The organism is Agrobacterium pusense, assembly GCF_900102105.1.
Taxonomy (GTDB): domain Bacteria; phylum Pseudomonadota; class Alphaproteobacteria; order Rhizobiales; family Rhizobiaceae; genus Agrobacterium; species Agrobacterium pusense.
The window spans coordinates 116031-133434 of the sequence record NZ_FNBB01000009.1; the positions used below are offsets into that span (position 1 = coordinate 116031).

General features: G+C 59.5%; 21 protein-coding genes. 13 read left to right on the forward strand and 8 right to left on the reverse strand.

Annotated features, from left to right (window positions below):
• Positions 1 to 242: 242 nt before the first annotated feature.
• Positions 243 to 839, reverse strand: a complete 597-nt coding sequence (locus BLU28_RS19045) for a DUF1134 domain-containing protein (protein WP_004443378.1) — start codon at positions 837 to 839, stop codon at positions 243 to 245.
• Between the two features lie 252 nt (positions 840 to 1091).
• Here BLU28_RS19045 and chpT point away from each other — a divergent pair, with 252 nt between their 5' ends.
• From chpT to BLU28_RS19060, 4 genes are all read left to right on the forward strand, one after another.
• Positions 1092 to 1739, forward strand: a complete 648-nt coding sequence (gene chpT / locus BLU28_RS19050; protein ID WP_004443377.1) for a histidine phosphotransferase ChpT — start codon at positions 1092 to 1094, stop codon at positions 1737 to 1739.
• An 84-nt stretch (positions 1740 to 1823) separates the two neighbouring features.
• Entirely contained in the window at positions 1824 to 2351 is a 528-nt protein-coding gene (locus BLU28_RS19055; protein WP_006700334.1) for a GNAT family N-acetyltransferase, read from the forward strand.
• Positions 2352 to 2441: 90 nt separating this feature from the next.
• On the forward strand, positions 2442 to 2504 hold the full coding sequence (locus tag BLU28_RS26835; RefSeq protein WP_312942747.1) for a hypothetical protein: 63 nt from the start codon (positions 2442 to 2444) through the stop codon (positions 2502 to 2504).
• 132 nt (positions 2505 to 2636) lie between these two features.
• The gene (locus BLU28_RS19060) at positions 2637 to 3683 is read left to right on the forward strand and encodes an alpha/beta hydrolase family protein (RefSeq protein ID WP_077987263.1); all 1047 of its coding nucleotides are present in this window, start codon (positions 2637 to 2639) and stop codon (positions 3681 to 3683) included.
• A gap of 30 nt (positions 3684 to 3713) precedes the next feature.
• Here BLU28_RS19060 and BLU28_RS19065 read toward each other — a convergent pair whose 3' ends face one another.
• A complete protein-coding gene (locus tag BLU28_RS19065) occupies positions 3714 to 4241 on the reverse strand; it encodes a GNAT family N-acetyltransferase (protein ID WP_077987264.1) in 528 nt (175 codons plus the stop codon).
• Positions 4242 to 4362: 121 nt separating this feature from the next.
• Positions 4363 to 5067 carry a response regulator transcription factor CtrA gene (gene ctrA, locus BLU28_RS19070; protein WP_004443365.1) on the reverse strand — a complete coding sequence of 235 codons (705 nt, stop codon included), beginning with the start codon at positions 5065 to 5067 and terminating at the stop codon, positions 4363 to 4365.
• 482 nt (positions 5068 to 5549) lie between these two features.
• Between ctrA and BLU28_RS19075 the strand changes: the two genes are divergently transcribed.
• Both BLU28_RS19075 and BLU28_RS19080 read left to right on the forward strand, forming a co-directional pair.
• Positions 5550 to 5900, forward strand: a complete 351-nt coding sequence (locus BLU28_RS19075) for a flagellar export protein FliJ (RefSeq protein WP_003491821.1) — start codon at positions 5550 to 5552, stop codon at positions 5898 to 5900.
• 283 nt (positions 5901 to 6183) lie between these two features.
• Positions 6184 to 6387, forward strand: a complete 204-nt coding sequence (locus BLU28_RS19080; protein ID WP_004443364.1) for a DUF1059 domain-containing protein — start codon at positions 6184 to 6186, stop codon at positions 6385 to 6387.
• Between the two features lie 237 nt (positions 6388 to 6624).
• Here the strand turns inward: BLU28_RS19080 and BLU28_RS19085 are convergent, their stop codons facing one another.
• The 4 genes from BLU28_RS19085 to cysQ all read right to left on the reverse strand — a co-directional run bounded on the left by BLU28_RS19085 (position 6625) and on the right by cysQ (position 9770).
• Positions 6625 to 6906, reverse strand: coding sequence for a GNAT family N-acetyltransferase (locus BLU28_RS19085; RefSeq protein WP_077987265.1), 282 nt, complete (start codon positions 6904 to 6906; stop codon positions 6625 to 6627).
• Positions 6907 to 7134: 228 nt separating this feature from the next.
• The gene (gene sciP, locus BLU28_RS19090; protein WP_003491799.1) at positions 7135 to 7410 is read right to left on the reverse strand and encodes a CtrA inhibitor SciP; all 276 of its coding nucleotides are present in this window, start codon (positions 7408 to 7410) and stop codon (positions 7135 to 7137) included.
• A 191-nt stretch (positions 7411 to 7601) separates the two neighbouring features.
• On the reverse strand, positions 7602 to 8642 hold the full coding sequence (locus BLU28_RS19095; protein WP_077987266.1) for a DUF2793 domain-containing protein: 1041 nt from the start codon (positions 8640 to 8642) through the stop codon (positions 7602 to 7604).
• A 339-nt stretch (positions 8643 to 8981) separates the two neighbouring features.
• Positions 8982 to 9770 carry a 3'(2'),5'-bisphosphate nucleotidase CysQ gene (gene cysQ, locus BLU28_RS19105; RefSeq protein ID WP_077987268.1) on the reverse strand — a complete coding sequence of 263 codons (789 nt, stop codon included), beginning with the start codon at positions 9768 to 9770 and terminating at the stop codon, positions 8982 to 8984.
• A gap of 335 nt (positions 9771 to 10105) precedes the next feature.
• Here cysQ and BLU28_RS19110 point away from each other — a divergent pair, with 335 nt between their 5' ends.
• From BLU28_RS19110 to BLU28_RS19140, 7 genes are all read left to right on the forward strand, one after another.
• Positions 10106 to 11008 (forward strand): branched-chain amino acid ABC transporter permease, encoded by a 903-nt coding sequence (locus BLU28_RS19110; protein WP_004443357.1) that lies wholly within the window; start codon positions 10106 to 10108, stop codon positions 11006 to 11008.
• A 49-nt stretch (positions 11009 to 11057) separates the two neighbouring features.
• Positions 11058 to 12410 carry a high-affinity branched-chain amino acid ABC transporter permease LivM gene (gene livM, locus BLU28_RS19115; protein WP_373887383.1) on the forward strand — a complete coding sequence of 451 codons (1353 nt, stop codon included), beginning with the start codon at positions 11058 to 11060 and terminating at the stop codon, positions 12408 to 12410.
• Positions 12410 to 13288 (forward strand): ABC transporter ATP-binding protein, encoded by an 879-nt coding sequence (locus BLU28_RS19120; RefSeq protein WP_034498713.1) that lies wholly within the window; start codon positions 12410 to 12412, stop codon positions 13286 to 13288. Before livM ends, BLU28_RS19120 begins: the two co-directional genes overlap by 1 nt.
• The gene (locus BLU28_RS19125; RefSeq protein WP_004443349.1) at positions 13288 to 14016 is read left to right on the forward strand and encodes an ABC transporter ATP-binding protein; all 729 of its coding nucleotides are present in this window, start codon (positions 13288 to 13290) and stop codon (positions 14014 to 14016) included. Before BLU28_RS19120 ends, BLU28_RS19125 begins: the two co-directional genes overlap by 1 nt.
• Before the next feature lie 180 nt (positions 14017 to 14196).
• Positions 14197 to 14550 (forward strand): DUF6867 family protein, encoded by a 354-nt coding sequence (locus BLU28_RS19130; RefSeq protein WP_004443347.1) that lies wholly within the window; start codon positions 14197 to 14199, stop codon positions 14548 to 14550.
• Positions 14551 to 14669: 119 nt separating this feature from the next.
• A complete protein-coding gene (locus tag BLU28_RS19135; protein ID WP_077987269.1) occupies positions 14670 to 15788 on the forward strand; it encodes a branched-chain amino acid ABC transporter substrate-binding protein in 1119 nt (372 codons plus the stop codon).
• Positions 15789 to 15913: 125 nt separating this feature from the next.
• Positions 15914 to 16630: a polysaccharide deacetylase family protein gene (locus BLU28_RS19140; RefSeq protein ID WP_077987270.1), complete on the forward strand. Its 717-nt coding sequence runs from the start codon at positions 15914 to 15916 to the stop codon at positions 16628 to 16630.
• Here the strand turns inward: BLU28_RS19140 and BLU28_RS19145 are convergent.
• Positions 16579 to 17166 (reverse strand): AAA family ATPase, encoded by a 588-nt coding sequence (locus tag BLU28_RS19145; RefSeq protein WP_077987271.1) that lies wholly within the window; start codon positions 17164 to 17166, stop codon positions 16579 to 16581. The genes BLU28_RS19140 and BLU28_RS19145 overlap by 52 nt on opposite strands.
• Positions 17167 to 17404: the final 238 nt, after the last annotated feature.

A 17404-nucleotide genomic window follows, 5' to 3' on the forward strand; every position in this document is an offset into this window, starting at 1 on the left:
GGGCGCGAAAACACGTTACGCTATTATTGCAACCGCGGGGAGGGGTCTCCCTTTGGCAATTCGTGGGCGAGACCTCGCCGCTTGTTTCTTCTCCCCGAGGGGGAGAAGTCCGCGGCAGCGGTATGAGGGGCGAGGGTTATGAGATACGGCAAGGTTGCCCCCTCATTCGACCCTTCGGGCCACCTTCTCCCCGGCGGGGAGAAGAAATCCGCCGCACCGTCTCGTCCTATCAACCCGTCTTATCAGAAGGGGTTCCAAGTCGGCTGCTGGGTGAGCTTCAGGTAACCGACATTGATGCCGAGGCGTGCGCCGATGCCGGTGCGGATGGGGGCGAGCGTGACTTCGCTGCTTTTCAGATAGGTCATGCCGACGCCGGCGACGATGAAAGCGGAGCCGCTGACGCCGCCGTAACGGCGATAGAGCGAATCAACGGAGGGCAGATTGTAGACCAGCATCATGGCGCGGGTGCCCTGGCCGCCGTAATCGAGGCCGAGCGACGGCCCCTGCCAGAAGACGGGGTGCTGGCCGGCATTCTTGGTGTAAAGCGTGCCCTCGCCATAGGTGAGGCCGGCAACGAAGGCGCCGGAGCCCTCCTGGCCGAGAATGTAACCGTTCGGAAGACCGTATTGCTGGAAGGCGCGCTCCACCACCTTGGCAAGGCCGCCGGTGGTTTCGCCGAAGAATCCGTGGCCTGCATCCACGACTTCCTGGAAAGAATATTGATCGCTGTTCTGGGCCGCGGCCGGTGCGACCCATATCAGCAGGCTCGCGAGGAGCGCGACGATCTTTCCCAGTCCGAGGCGTGCAATGGTGCGGGTTTTCTTAAGGCGCATCGTCATGTCCGTCCGTCTGTTTCGTTAGCGCGTCGGTTCGAAAATCCGAATCGGTTTTTCGAAAGGGCCGACGCGCAGAGTCAAAGTTCTACAGCATGTTTCGCGCATCCTGGCGGATACACGGGGCTCCAGTGTGGCCTGTTAAGGCATTTGGCATTTTGAAACCATCCTATTAACAATCGGTTTACCAAATATGGTGTCATTATGGCTTAACAATTTCCACACCGTCCGCGCCTCCCTTGCGCAGGAGAGAATTTTATGACCAGCAAACTCAATATCACGCTGTCCGGTCCCGATCTGGCGGCCCTTCTGTGCAGCCGTGTGTGCCATGATGTGATTTCTCCTGTCGGCGCCATCAATAACGGCCTCGAACTGCTGGACGAGGGCGGCACGGATGACGATGCGCTCGATCTCATCCGCACGTCAGCCCTTAACGCATCCGTGCGGCTGAAGTTCGCCCGCCTTGCTTTCGGTGCTTCCGGTTCCGCCGGCGCGTCGATCGATACCGGCGAGGCCGAAAAGGCCGCCAAGGATTTTGCAGAGGCCGAAAAGAAGGCGGAAGTCAGCTGGAACGGCCCGCGCGCCATCGTTGCCAAGAACCGCGTCAAGCTTCTGCTCAACCTCTTCCTCGTGGCCTATGGCGCGATACCGCGCGGTGGCAATGTGGATGTGCTGCTTGAAAACCCCGATGGCGACGCCAAGTTCGAAATCACCGTCAAGGGCCGGATGATGCGCGTGCCGGGCAAGTTCGTGGAAATCTACGAGGGCAGGCTGGAAGAGGCGGTCGACGCCCATTCCGTTCAGCCCTATTACACGCTGCTTCTGGCCGAGGAGGCCAATATGACGGTGGAATACAAGGTGCATGACGATCGTATCGTCTTCACGGCAAAGACGATCGCGGCGTGATCGTTTCAATGCGACAGTGATGCCATCAGGGGTCGGGCCGGTTTTGCCAGCGCCCGGCCCTTTTTCGTTTCCAGGGGAGGTCTCATGATTCGTGTCGAAACCGCGCGTCTTTGTCTTCGGCCGCATGCCATCGAGGACGAAGCGCGTTATTGCGCTTTCTGGAGCGCGGCCGTTCAACCCATTCCGGGGGTGAACTCAATAGCGCCGCTCGACCCCGAACTCGCTTTCGCGCGGCTTTTGCGTTTCATCGGCCACTGGTCCGTCTTCGGTTTCGGGCCTTTCGTGGTCGAGGAACTGTCCACGGGACGAATCGTCGGCGAGGTGGGTCTCGCCCATATGCGCCGCGGACATGGCGCGGATTTCGACACCGCACCGGAGGCCATGTGGAAGATCGACAGGGATCTGACGGGCAAGGGCGTGGCGAGCGAAGCCGTGCAGGCCGCGCTTGGCTGGTTCGACACGCAGGGCATATCGAACCGGATCGTGTGCATGATCGATCCGCTCAACGTACCCTCCCTCGCAATCGCCACCCGCTTCGGCTTCCGCCCTTTCCGGGAGACGACCTTCCGGGAAAGCCCCGTGCGGCTTTTCGAGCGGATCAGGACACCCTAACTCCACGATGTCCAAAGCACGGACAAAGGGCTTTGACTGATAGTAGTGGAGGCAACCGCCGAGAGCGGCTGGCACGACTACTTCGATACGGTGAATTCGGGCGGGGAGGGTGTCGGCATGACAGGCCATCTCCAGCAGCTTGCAGCGATCTGATCCGTCACGTGAACCTGGCCGTTGCCGCGACGGCCTCGATCACGATCGAGTACGACGACGAGCGCGTTCAAGGTCTCTCCGGCAATCGGATAAGCCAATCTTTTCTCCGTCCAGACCAACGGAGAGACAAACATGCGCATACTGACACTAGCTGCAATGCTCCTTTTCGCGCTGACCGCAAGCGTGACCGCCAAAGAGGCCATAGGTTTCAAACAGATTGAGTTGCCGGCTGATCAAGGCGGAAAAACTCTCGCAGTTTCAATGTGGTATCCAACCACGTCTTCCGGGAAAGCGGAGACTGTCGGCGAGAACGCCATATTTTTCGGGCTTGATGTTCTCCGGGACGCCTCCCGTGCCCCGGGTTCTCGCCCGCTTGTGCTGCTGTCTCATGGTTACGGCGGCAGCTGGCGCAACCTCAACTGGCTTGCGGGTGAACTGGTGCATGATGGTTATGTCGTCGCCGCACCCGATCATGCTGGCGAAGATTTCGAGGCGCAGAAGGGAAACGAGGTGGTGGCACTTTGGGAAAGGCCACGCGCCATCAGTACGGTCCTGACAGCGCTCCTCAAAGATGAGGCTCTTGCCGGGCGCATCGACAGTCGGCGCATCGCAGTCATCGGCCATTCGCTCGGCGGCTGGACCGCGATGGAACTCGCAGGCGCAAGATATAGTGCCGATCTGGCTCTTGAAGGTTGCGATGTGACGCCGCTGCCGCCGCAATGCAAAGCCAACCGGCTCTTAAGCAAGGTGGGAATTATTGGTGATGGAAAGGCCGATCCGCGCCTCTCAATGAGCAGGTATGATAACCGTATTCGCGCTGTCGTTTCGCTTGATCTGGGCCCGGCGGCGGGCTTTCTGCCTGAGACGTTGCGACAGGTGGACGTTCCGGTTCTGGTGATGGCCGCTGGCGTGGAAACGCCGGAGATTGCGGCGATCAAAGCCGATTCAGACCGTGTCGCCGCTCTTCTGCCAAAGGCGACGACCACCTATCATGTGATACCGGACGCCACCCATTTGAGTTTCATGCAGATATGCAAGGAAGATGGCGAAAAACGCCTGCTGGAAGAATCGCCCGATGAAGCATTCATATGCCGCAGCGGTGGCGGAAGAGACAGGGCGGCACTGCATCAGGAGATCCGTGGTGCAGTCACGACCTTTCTGCGTGACGCTTTAAAATAAAGACGGGCCGCATAAATGCGGCCCTATCGATCACGTCCTTGCATGCCGATCCCTTCGCACATCATGGCGATAGACCAGATCTGATGGCAGCGGGCGCGGCGCGACAGGGTCCAGCACTCCGCCGATTCGCTCCGCAACGGCGGCGGATTGGCGGTTGCCTGCGCCGACATAGCTGACGAGGGTTGGAAGCTTCAGCGTATCGAAGGCCCAGTCCCGCAGCGCCGTTGCGGCTTCCGCCGCATAACCCCTGCCTTCATGACCGTCGTAAAGCAGCCAGCCCAGTTCCTTCTCGGGATAGAGGGGGCCGTGATTGATGCCGACCTGACCGATGCATTCGCCGCTCTCGGCGAGATCGATCATCAGCGCGCCGTGACCGAAGAACGACCACAATGCCCTGTCCTGACAGAACATGGCCCATGCGGCGGCGAGATCATGCGGTCCGGCGACGCCGGTGGAGCGCGGTGACGCCATGAAATCACGATAGGCCGGGAAATCGTCCAGTCGCGGTGGGCGAAGGTTAAGGCGATTTGTCACGAGGGTGGGGATTGTGTCCGTCATTTATTGTCCTCTCGCCCCTCCGCCTGAGCGGGACGCCGTTGCCGACCTGCCGCGACCCGCAGTCAACAAAAAACCCGCCGTTTCCAGCGGGTCTTTTAAAACAGCCCTGTTCCAGCAGGAATCAGGCGGTTTCGAGATATTCCGTCGAGCCATCCGGCTCGCGCAGAACATAACCGCGGCCCCAGACGGTTTCGATGTAGTTCGCGCCGCCGGCGGCGTTTGCCAGCTTCTTGCGCAGCTTGCAGATGAAGACGTCGATGATCTTCAGTTCCGGCTCGTCCATGCCGCCATAAAGGTGGTTCAGGAACATTTCCTTGGTCAGCGTCGTGCCCTTGCGCAGCGAAAGCAGCTCAAGCATCTGATATTCCTTGCCGGTCAGGTGAACGCGCTGGCCGCCCACTTCAACCGTCTTGGCATCGAGATTGACGATCAGCTCGCCGGTGGAGATGACCGACTGCGCATGGCCCTTGGAACGGCGGACGATTGCGTGAATGCGGGCAACAAGCTCGTCCTTGTGGAACGGCTTCGTCATGTAATCGTCTGCGCCAAAGCCGAGGCCGCGAACCTTGTCCTCAATGCCGGCCATGCCGGACAGGATGAGGATCGGCGTCTTGACCTTGGAAAGCCGAAGCGTTCTCAGCACCTCGTAACCCGACATGTCGGGGAGGTTAAGGTCGAGAAGAATAATGTCGTAGTCGTAAAGCTTGCCAAGGTCCACGCCTTCCTCACCGAGGTCGGTCGTGTAAACGTTAAAGCTTTCCGACTTCAGCATCAGTTCAATGCTCTGCGCTGTCGCGCTGTCGTCTTCAATCAGTAGAACCCGCATAATTATCCCCTTTGCCGCCCGCGAACCGGTAAAACATTGCCTCGCGCGATGCGGATCCAGACGTTGCCTGATTTGCAGGCTGCCACCAAATGGTTAACAAATTCTAATTGCCTTTGGCAAGGTGTATCGAATTTATTAAGCAAACTAGGCATTTCGCTGTTTTTGCACGTGAATCCACCATCGCCAAAATTGAAGCTTAACGTGAGTATTTCCCGCTAAGTGATTCAATCGACTCTTACATCGTCTGGCCCATTTTTTTGGACCTGGCATTTACCGACCCTTAAATGATCGTGTTTATCATTAACGATGCCCGTAAACGAAAGGTTAACGGCGGCGGTTTTTTATTAACGCCGGGTAACTTTCGGGAATCATTCCGGCACAACGGGTTAACCCGGCCGGTTGAAAGGGCGGGTTAAACGGGCCGGTCGAGGGGGCATAGTGCCCTTTTTGATCCGGGTCTCGCTATCCATGGAGTATTGCGTATGAAGTCGCGTGACAGCCTGGTTCGCCTGAAGGAATTTCAGGTCAATGAAAAACGCAGGCAGCTTAATCAGCTGCAGCAGATGATGTCCGAATTCGAGCGGATGGCAAAGGAACTGGTGCATCAGATCTCTCTGGAAGAGAGCAAGTCGGGCATTACCGATCCGACGCATTTCGCCTATCCGACCTTCGCCAAGGCCGCGCGCCAGCGGGCGGATAATCTTCAGGTTTCCATCCGGGAACTGAAGGCCCAGCAGGAGGCCGCCGAGGCATCGCTGGAAGAGGTGCAGGCCGAATATGAAAAGGCCGCCGCACTGGAAAACCGCGACGGAGCCATCCGCGCCCGCGCCTGACAGGTGGCGCAGAACTGACGAACCTCGTCCTCATTGACGGCTGCCGGTGGATCAGGAGGCGGCTTTCAATGACGGGACGACATGCTTTTTTTCGAAAGGCCGCTCCATCAGGGCGGCCTTTTGTCTTGCTGCTTCGCCATCGCGCCACGACGGGGCGGCCGCCCCGATTTCGATTGTCCGGACATGCGGAAAGGCGTATTTTACAGGGGTTCCGACCGTGAGCCGGAGGCTTTTACGCGCACGCACCCGTGCGGGTGCGGGCGGCCATTGCAGGGAGGAAAAAATGGCCCGCCAATATATCGATTGCCGTGAATTTCCCAGTGACAGCAGATGCACCGTTGCCATTTCGGCCGATTCCCAGGAGGAGCTGATGGAGGCGGCCGTGCAGCATGCCGTGGCCGTGCACGGCGCAAAGGATACGCTCGAATTTCGGGAAGAGGTCCGCCGGAGCATGCATGCCGGGACCCCACCGTTGAAGGTGGCGTGACACGCATTTATGAAATGACGCGATATTTGCAACGGCTGTGAGGGATTAAGCGTAAGCCGCTTGTTTTTTCTCCCCGCCGGGGAAAAGTCCGCGGCAGCGGGACGAGGGGGCAAGTTCTCCGCATACTACTGGCGTTGCCCTCTCATCCGACCCTTCGGGCCACCTACTCCCCGGCGGGGAGAAGAAATATGCCGCGACGCTTGCGACTTCTGCCCTCAGACAGATGATAAAGCGCCCTTAGCCCTGGATAACATCGGCCCAGTCTGGATGGCGCAGGGTCTGGGCCTTGAAGAAGGGGCAGAGCGGAATGATCTTCCAGCCGCCCTTGCGGGCTTCATCGATGGCGTAGGCGGCAAGTGCCTGGCCGACGCCTTTGCCGCGAAGCGCATCGGGCACGCCGGTATGATCGATGATGATGAGGGAAGGGGAGGTGCGGGAATAGGTCATTTCCGCCGTATGGCCGTCGACGGTTGCGAGATATTCGCCGCGCGATCCGGTTTCGGTTGTCTTGATATCCATTATCTCTGCCTTCCCATTGCTGTTCGTATCTCCACTGTAGCGGCTTGCGCCCGAATTGAAACAGCGGGATAGCGAACGCAGCGGACACAAACCGGCGACAATCTCTCACCGTCAGCAGGCATGGTTCTGAATGAAAAATCCGAAATCAAACCGAAAGCCCCGTCGATAAACTGACGGGGCGTTTTGAAAATCCGGCGTTGGGCGCCTTTGGCGCGCCGGCGCACTTTCTCAGTGGCGGTATTGCTGAATGCGCGTGGTGCGCAGGCCGGCAAGGCCATGATCGGCAATCGAGGACTGCCAGGACAGGAATTCTTCAACGGTGAGCGTATAACGCTCGCAGGCCTCTTCGAGGCTCAACAGTCCACCGCGCACGGCGGCAACAACCTCTGCCTTTCTGCGAATGACCCAGCGCCGGGTATTGGCAGGCGGAAGATCCGCAATCGTCAGAGGGCTGCCATCGGGGCCGATGACATATTTAACTCGTGGGCGTATCATTTCGGTCATTGGACACTCTATACAAACTCAAGACCATATGACGGGAACTTTAGCCCCGTACCTTTAAAAATTGCCTAAGCAGCTCGTGACAATTTATTAAGAATTTGAACGGTTTCGCCTGATTTGTTCGAGTCGCCTTATTTTGTCGGGGAAAAATTTTTCCAAAAATCGCAATTTTTCTCTCTCATCGGTTGTCCAGATCAGATCCACGCAAGCGAAAGGCACGTTTTGCCGTTGCCCTGGGTCAATTCCACCGTTCCCTCATGGTGCAGCCGCAGGCGGTCGCCGGCATCGAGGCGAAGGAAGGCGGTTGCCGACTGCGACGTGCCTGAGTCCGACACATTGCCCGCGATGTCGAAATCGGCCGCCGTGCCGTTGATCAACAGCGTCACCCGGTGGCCGGAAGACGAGACCACGGCAAGCGTCAATATGGCCAGATAGAGGCCTTTCGCTGGCACCACCAGGTCGCGCCCACCACCACTTGCCGCATCACCGAGGGCAAAGCCGCCCTCAGCGAGGGAGAGCACGGAAAAACCGGCGGCAGAGCCATTGGCCGGCTTCGTCGTGCCCGCCGGCAGGCCAGCGACGGCGAGCGGGCGGTTGGGCATCGAGACGCGACCATTGCCGCTGCAGACTATGGCGGTGTGCCATGAGGCTCCGTCCGTGCTGGCCTTGATCGAAAACCCGTCATTTCCCGCCAGGCCCATCTCCGCGCGGCCGCTCCAGCCGGACTGGAACAGCAATGAGGCTGTATCGGCCCCGCCCGCCTTGTTGATCGTCATGCGGTGGCTGCCGTCATTCTGCGGGTGGGTGAAAAGGCTGGCGGGGGAGGCGAGCGCCAGCCGGTTGACGGCGTCGGCCTCCGTGCCGATTCCCATGCTTTCCAGCCGACCGGTGGCCGGCAGTGGCAGGTCACGCCAGCCGCCGTCGCGCAGGACGCGGTATCTGCTTTCGGCCGCAAACCATGCCGTCCAGCCGGGCTGCGGTGTGATAGAGAGCCACGCGCCATCCTGCCGGAAGGCGAGCCTGCCGCCCTTGCCGGCCCAATCGCCGGCAGCGTCGGCGGAGAGGAGGAAACAATCTCCCTCGGCGGCGTTTTCGGGCGGTGCGGCAACCACAGCCTTGACGACCAGCTGCACGATCGCGTCGAGCCGTTGCAGCGCCTCGTTGTGGGTGACGTGTTTCTGCGCCTGCGAGGGGAGGATATAGGGAAGCTGAAGTCTCGCCGTCTGTTCGGTCATGATGTGCCTCCCGCGCTGCGGTGTTTCGTTGCGGGGGCATTGTGAGGTGGTGGCGTGGGGCGGGGATGAGCGGGGGTGGATTATTTTTTGGGGGGCCTTGGTGTGTGTGGCTTTACCCCCCTCTGCCCTGCCGGGCATCTCCCCCTCAAGGGGGGAGATCAGCAGGAAGCGCTACCGCCACTTCATTCGCAAACGTTGAGATGGGGGGAGACCTATCCGCGAGTCGATCTCCCCCCTTGAGGGGGAGATGCCCGGCAGGGCAGAGGGGGGTAAAGCCGCACACACCGAAGCTCACCAATGCCGCCCGTCGCAAGAGCCGCAGCAAACGCCGAGCGCCCGTTACCCCGCGTGTTCCACCGCCATCGCCCCTTCGGCAATGAAATCCGGATTGGCCAGCGCATCCTCGCCATCGCCCTTCACCGCATAGGTTAGCGGAAGGCCCGAGCAGTCCAGCGTCCGGCCGCCGGCGGCGCGCAGCACGGCGTCGCCCGCCGCCGTGTCCCACATCATGGTGCGGCTGAAGCGTGGGTAGATATCGGCGGCACCCTCCGCCAGCATGCAGAATTTCAGCGACGAGCCGACAGAAATACAGTCCTTCAGTCCATGTTCGGCCACGAAGGCTTCCGTTCGTGCGGTGCAGTGCGAACGGCTGATCAGCGCCACGGGGGAAGCGCCGCGCTGGCGGGCCCGGATGGGGTGGCGCGACAGAATGACGCCTTCGGCCGATATGGCGAGTTTTTCGGCGGCGTTGCCCTCGCCGGTCCACGCCTGTCCGCGACAGGGGGCGTAAACCACACCGACCACCGGAGCGCCGTTGCGGATGAGCGCGATGTTGACGGTGAAATCATCCTTGCCGGAAATGAACTCCTTGGTTCCATCCAGCGGATCGACGAGAAAGAACTCCGCTCCGGTTTCCGGCAGGATGCCACTCGACACGGCCTCTTCGGCGACCACCGGTATATCGGAAAAATGGGCGGCCAGGGCCGCAAGAATGATCGCTTCGGCACGCTGATCGGCTTCCGTCACCGGCGAGCAGTCATCCTTGTACGACACATGCGGGCCGGCACGGTGGACCGCCATGATGGCCTGCCCGGCGTCCAGCGCCGCTTTCGTCAATATGTCGATCATCTCTTTGCCAATTGAATCCCGTCTGCGGGATATCGCCGTTCCGATCTTCGCTACTCCTTTGCCCGCTGCCCGTCAAATAATGGCGTCGGACAATGCTAAAATAAGCATTCGACCGTCATTTTTTCAGCACTTCCTGCCAAAATCATGGCTCTTTTGATCGGGAAAGCGGCAGCTGGTGTGGAAATTCCAAATTTTGTGCAGGATCGCCCGTTTTTGACTTCACATTTTTAACGAACACGATATGCATTTTGAGGGTGGGGGTCTGCCTGCAAGGGCGCCCCTATAATTAACATAACGAGGCGTGGCCCATTTGAGGTCGTGCCCGGGGGAAAGACATGGAGTATTTTATCCAGCAGCTCATAAACGGGCTGACTCTTGGATCGATCTACGGCCTCATCGCTATCGGCTATACGATGGTTTACGGCATCATCGGCATGATCAACTTCGCCCATGGCGATATTTTCATGCTCGGCGGCTTCGCCGCGCTGATCGTTTTCCTGATCGTGACATCCTTTGTCGCCGGCATTCCGGTGGCGCTTCTTCTGCTTCTGATGATGGTCGTCGCCATGCTGATGACTGGCCTGTGGAACTGGGTGATCGAACGCGTCGCCTACCGCCCGCTCAGAGGCTCCTTCCGTCTTGCGCCGCTGATCACTGCCATCGGCATGTCGATCGCGCTTTCCAATTTCATCCAGGTCACGCAGGGTCCACGCAATAAGCCGATCCCGTCGCTGGTGACCGAAAGCTATCATTTCGGCGCCATCACCGTGTCGCTGAAGCAGCTGATCATCATGGTCGTCACCTCGGTGCTGCTCTTCGCCTTCTGGTACATCGTCAACAAGACCCCGCTCGGCCGGGCGCAGCGCGCCACCGAACAGGATCGCAAGATGGCGGCGCTGCTCGGCGTTGATGTCGACAAGACCATCTCCATCACCTTCATCATGGGTGCAGCACTCGCCGCGGTCGCCGGCACCATGTATCTGATGTATTATGGTGTTGCCTCTTTCAGCGACGGCTTCATTCCCGGCGTCAAGGCATTTACGGCAGCCGTTCTGGGCGGCATCGGCTCGCTGCCGGGCGCTGTTCTCGGTGGCCTCCTGATCGGCCTGATCGAATCGCTGTGGTCGGCCTATTTCTCCATCGCCTACAAGGATGTCGCGGCTTTCGGCATCCTGGCTTTCGTGCTGATCTTCAAGCCGACCGGCATCCTTGGTCGCCCGGAAGTCGAGAAGGTGTGATCCCATGGCCAATATCGCTTCCGAAAACACCTCTTCCGGCCCCAGCCTGATGGCGACAGCCGTGAAGGAGGGCCTGATTGCGGGCGTCATCTCGTTCGGCATGTTCATTCTTTATGTCGGCATCGTCACCTATCAGGACATCAACAACCAGCTGATCTGGGGCACGCGCTGGGGCCTTCTGGCGATCTTCGTCGCCGTTGCCGCCATCGGCCGCTTCCTTATGGTCGGCTTTATCAAGCCGTCGCTGGATCGTCGCAAGCTGGCCAAGGCCAAGAGCGGCGTTCTGGAGATTTCCGAGGAAAAGGGCTTTTTCCACAAGCACTTTCTGAAGCTGGCGCTGGTTCTGCTGCTGCTTTATCCCGTTATCGCGGTGCAGCTCTTCGGTTTCCAGGGCTCGCTGAAATTCGTCGACAATTTCGGCATCCAGATCCTGATCTATGTGATGCTGGCCTGGGGGTTGAACATCGTCGTCGGCCTCGCCGGTCTGCTCGATCTCGGCTACGTCGCCTTTTATGCGGTGGGCGCCTATTCTTATGCGCTGCTCTCCAGCCAGTTCGGCCTCTCGTTTTGGGTGCTGCTGCCCGTTGCCGGCATTCTGGCAGGCTTCTGGGGCATCATCCTCGGCTTTCCGGTGCTGCGCCTGCGCGGCGACTATCTGGCAATCGTCACGCTCGCCTTCGGTGAAATCATCCGTCTCGTGCTGCTCAACTGGACGGATGTGACCAAGGGCACTTTCGGTATTTCCGGCATCGCCAAGGCGTCGATCTTCGGCATCTGGTCGTTCGATGTCGGCGCGCCGAACAATTTCGCCAAGGCGTTCGGCCTGTCGATGTCCTCGGCCTATTACAAGATCTTCCTGTTCTACGTGATCCTGCTGCTGTGCATGCTGACGGCCTATGTCACCATCCGCCTGCGCCGCATGCCCATCGGCCGGGCGTGGGAAGCGCTGCGTGAGGACGAGATCGCCTGCCGTTCGCTCGGCATCGATACGGTCATCACCAAGCTCACCGCTTTTGCAACGGGCGCAATGTTCGGCGGTTTTGCAGGTTCCTTCTTCGCCGCCCGTCAGGGGTTCGTTTCGCCGGAAAGCTTCGTGTTCCTCGAATCCGCCGTCATTCTCGCCATCGTCGTTCTCGGTGGCATGGGCTCGCTGACCGGCATTGCCATTGCGGCGCTCGTCATGGTCGGCGGCACCGAGCTTCTGCGCGAAATGGAGTTCCTGAAGCATGTCTTCGGGCCCGATTTCACGCCGGAACTCTATCGTATGCTGCTGTTCGGGCTTGCCATGGTCATCGTCATGCTGTTCAAGCCGCGCGGTTTCGTCGGCTCGCGTGAACCCACGGCTTTCCTTAAAGAACGCAAGGCCGTCTCCGGCAGCTTTACCAAGGAAGGTCACGGTTGATGGCTTCCGGAACAACAACAATGACACCCAATACCACTGGCGACACGATCCTCAAGGTCGAACATCTCTCGATGCGCTTTGGCGGCCTTATGGCCATCAACGACTTCTCCTTCGAGGCGAAGCGCGGCGAGATCACCGCGTTGATCGGCCCGAACGGTGCGGGCAAGACCACGGTCTTCAACTGCATCACCGGCTTCTACAAGCCCACCATGGGCATGATCACCATGCGCCAGCAGGATGGCGAGACGCATCTACTCGAGCGCCTGCCGGATTTCGAAATCACCAAGAAGGCAAAGGTGGCGCGCACCTTCCAGAACATCCGCCTGTTTTCGGGCCTGACCGTTCTGGAAAACCTGCTGGTGGCGCAGCACAATGCGCTGATGAAGGCCTCGGGTTACACGATCCTCGGCCTTCTCGGCCTGCCCGCATACCGGCGGGCGGTGGATGCCTCTATCGAAAAAGCCAAATACTGGCTGGAAAAGGCCGATCTGATCGATCGCGCCGACGATCCGGCGGGCGATCTGCCCTATGGCGCGCAGCGCCGCCTGGAAATCGCCCGCGCCATGTGCACGGGGCCGGAACTGCTTTGCCTCGATGAGCCGGCCGCCGGTCTCAATCCGAAGGAATCCCTGGCGCTCAACACGCTGCTGCGCGGCATCCGCGACGAGGGTACGTCGCTGCTCCTCATCGAGCACGACATGTCCGTGGTGATGCAGATTTCCGACCACGTGGTGGTTCTGGAATACGGTCAGAAGATTTCCGACGGCACGCCGGACCATGTGAAGAACGACCCGAAGGTCATCGCCGCCTATCTGGGTGTCGAGGATGATGAAGTGGAAGACGTGATTGCGGAAGAACTCGACGGAGGAGCGGCCTGATGTCCGGTGAACCGCTTCTGAAAGTCCAGGGTGTCGAAACCTATTATGGCAATATCCGGGCTCTGGCCGGTGTCGATGTCGAAGTGAAGAGGGGCGAAATCGTCAGCCTGATCGGCGCCAATGGCGCTGGCAAGTCGACGCTGATGATGACAATCTGCGGCAGCCCGCAGGCGCGCGCCGGCCAGGTGATCTTCGATGGCGAGGACATTACCCAGCTGCCGACCCATCTGATCGCCCGCAAGCGCATCGCCCAATCACCGGAAGGCCGCCGGATTTTCCCGCGCATGACAGTGCTGGAAAACCTGCAGATGGGCGCCAATCTCGATAACCTGAAATATTTCAAGGAAGACGTCGAGAAGATCTTCGTGATGTTTCCGCGCCTGAAGGAGCGTCAGAGCCAGCGCGGCGGCACGCTTTCCGGCGGCGAGCAGCAGATGCTCTCCATCGGCCGCGCGCTGATGGCGCGTCCGAAGCTCCTGCTGCTGGACGAGCCTTCGCTGGGTCTCGCTCCGCTGATCGTCAAGGGCATTTTCGAGGCGATCAAGAAACTCAATCAGGAAGAGGGTCTGACCGTCTTCCTCGTGGAGCAGAACGCCTTCGCCGCGCTCAAGCTTTCCGACCGTGCTTATGTGATGGTCAACGGCAAGGTGACGATGAGCGGTTCGGGCAAGGAACTGCTCGCCGATCCGCAGGTACGCGCCGCCTATCTCGAAGGCGGACGGCACTGAAAGATTTTACTTGCGCCGGAAATTTTGCGGCGCAAGACTGCAAACGGCGGTCCGTCGTCCTTTGGTCAAAACCTTAAGGATCCATGGCGGGGCGTAAACAATAAAATGCCCGGCGGCAAACGACGGGACGACAGACAAGGCAGGGCCTGGGTATTCAGCCCGGCACTGATGGGGAAAGAGATGCAGGGCCTTTTTTTCGAGACGGATAACGGCGTGCGGTATGTTCTGCGCGCGTTGGTTGTTCTTCTGGGTTTCTGGACGGCTTGGCGCACCGGCAAATCCGTTGCCGACGGCTGGGGTGGTTATACGCGGGTGGTGATCTACACGCTCGCGCTGGGCGTGGTGATGCGGTTTTTGCATCACGCGCTGTTCGATGGGCCGTTCATCAACGGCTTCTACTACGTGTTTGACGTCGTTCTTCTTCTGGTTTTTTCCAGCATCGGTTTCCGCATGCGCCGGACGAGCCAGATGGTCAATAATTACTATTGGCTCTACGACCGCACGTCGGCATTTTCCTATAAAAAGAAAAATTGACAGCCGGTATTTTCCGGGGTCACTAATACTCGGCAGAGTGGAACGTTTCCTGTTCGGTTAAGGTGGGTACTGAACAGGTCCTCGCAAACAACCCATCCAAAGGAACTGGGAGTAAAGTAATGAAGAAGTCTCTTCTTTCCGCTGTCGCGCTGACCGCCATGGTCGCGTTTGGCGGTTCGGCCTGGGCCGATGTCGTGATCGCCGTCGGCGCACCGCTGACTGGCCCGAACGCTGCTTTCGGCGCTCAGATCCAGAAGGGTGCCGAACAGGCTGCGAAAGACATCAATGCCGCCGGCGGCATTAATGGCGAGCAGATCAAGATCGTGCTGGGCGACGACGTATCCGACCCCAAGCAGGGTATTTCGGTCGCCAATAAATTCGTCGCTGACGGCGTGAAATTCGTTGTCGGTCACTTCAACTCCGGCGTTTCCATTCCGGCGTCCGAAGTTTACGCCGAAAACGGCATTCTCGAAATCACGCCTGCCGCGACCAACCCCGTGTTCACCGAGCGCGGTCTGTGGAACACGTTCCGCACCTGCGGCCGTGACGACCAGCAGGGCGGCATCGCCGGCAAGTATCTTGCCGATCATTTCAAGGACGCCAAGATCGCCATCATTCACGACAAGACGCCTTACGGTCAGGGCCTTGCCGATGAAACCAAGAAGGCAGCCAATGCCGCCGGCGTGAAGGAAGCCATGTACGAAGGCGTGAATGTCGGCGACAAGGACTTCTCGGCGCTGATCTCCAAGATGAAGGAAGCCGGCGTTTCCATCATCTACTGGGGCGGCCTGCACACCGAAGCCGGCCTCATCATCCGCCAGGCGGCTGACCAGGGCCTGAAGGCCAAGCTCGTCTCGGGCGACGGTATCGTATCGAACGAACTGGCTTCCATCGCCGGCGACGCCGTCGAAGGCACGCTCAACACCTTCGGTCCTGATCCGACACTGCGCCCTGAAAACAAGGAACTGGTAGAGAAGTTCAAGGCCGCCGGTTTCAACCCGGAAGCCTATACGCTCTACTCCTATGCAGCCCTGCAGGCGATTGCCGGCGCTGCCAAGGCAGCCGGTTCCGTGGAGCCTGAAAGGGTTGCCGAAGCGCTGAAGAAGGGTAGCTTCCCGACGGCGCTCGGCGAGATCTCCTTCGATGAGAAGGGTGACCCGAAGCTTCCTGGCTATGTCATGTACGAGTGGAAGAAGGGTCCGGACGGCAAGTTCACCTACATCCAGCAGGGCAGCTAAGCCTTTTGCGACACCCTATCGAAGCCCGGCATCGCTGCCGGGCTTTTCTTTTGCGCGACAGGCGCCACACTGGAGACAATAAGGCGAGAGACAAAACCTCCCGAAAACTGCAATGAGGGGTGGCAATGGCGATGAAACGGATGGTGTCTCCAATCCTTGGTCTTGCCATGCTGGCGGTTGTGCTCGGTGGCGTTCATCTCTTCAGCAAATCCCGGACGACGCAATTGTTCGGGGATATCATTCCGAGGGTCGAGACGCCGAAGCCGATGGTGGCCCTGACGTTTGACGACGGGCCCTCGGTGCGTTTCACGCCTGAGGTCCTGGCGATCCTGAGGGAACGCGGGATCAAAGCGACCTTTTTCCTGACGGGCAAGGAAACTGAAGAAAACCTGCCGCAGGCCCGCATGATCGTCAGCGAGGGGCATCAGGTCGGCAACCACAGCTATACGCATTCCAACATGGCCTTGATGGGACTGGGCAGGGTCGGGGACGAGATCGAGCGCACCGATGCGGCCATTCGGACTGCGGGTCACAAAGGTGAGATCATGTTCCGCCCGCCCTATGGCAAGAAGCTGTTCGCCTTGCCGTTATATCTTTCCCGGCATGAGCGGAAAACAATCATGTGGGATGTCGAACCGGAATCCTATCTAGATATCGCCGAGGATGCAGCGGCTCTTGCGAAGCACGTTATCGAGCACACGGAAAACGGCTCGATCATCATCATGCATGTCATGTATCGCAGCCGCGAGACTTCACGGCAGGCCTTGCCGCTGATCATCGATGGACTGCGTCAGCGCGGGTTCGAGTTCGTGACAGTGTCGCAGCTGCTGGAAAATCGCTGAGACAGCTGCGCTCCGTCCAGCCGCTCCAAAATGAAGTCGGCACGCTCTTCGACGCCTGATTTCGGAAGGACGACGGTTTCATAGTCGAGAGCTTGATAATCCCTGACGAGGCGGTCGTATTCTGCCACGGCCGCGGCAAAATCATGCCGCCGCTCCGCGTCTGCCCGATAGATTTCCGGCCAGGGCGGGGTAAGGAAGACCAGCCTGTTATAGCGATGTTCGCGTTGCAGCGTTTCGATGACGGGGTCACCGCTGACCTCGCGTAGAGCCGAGGCGGCGTCGATCAGGCCGCGATCGAAGAAGACGGTGCCGTGCTCTGGCGCATGCTGACGGTCTTCAAGCGCCACAGAAATGGCGCGGCGCGCAAAGGCTTCGAGGTCTATCCATGGCAGGGCGGCGCCACCGTTGCGGGTTTCTTCGATGACGATGCGGCGGCCGGGTTCCTCCACGGTGGCGAAACCGCGCCGGGCGAGCTCGGCGAGAAGTGTGGATTTTCCGCCGCCGGAGCAACCGGAGAGGATGATGAAACGGTTCATGGGGGTGCGTTCCTGTATTGGGGTTCAGGGCAGGGGGTGGTGATTTTTTGGGAGGTGGGTGCCGCGTATCTCTTCTCCCCGCAGGGGAGAAGGTGGCCCGAAGAGCCGGATGAGGGGGCAAGCTCTCGGTCTTATCGCTACCCTCGCCCCCTCATCCCGCTGCCGCGGACTTCTCCCTGGCGGGGAGAAGAAACAAGGGGTTACCGCTCGTTCAACAAGCAGAATTTGCGTATTTGAG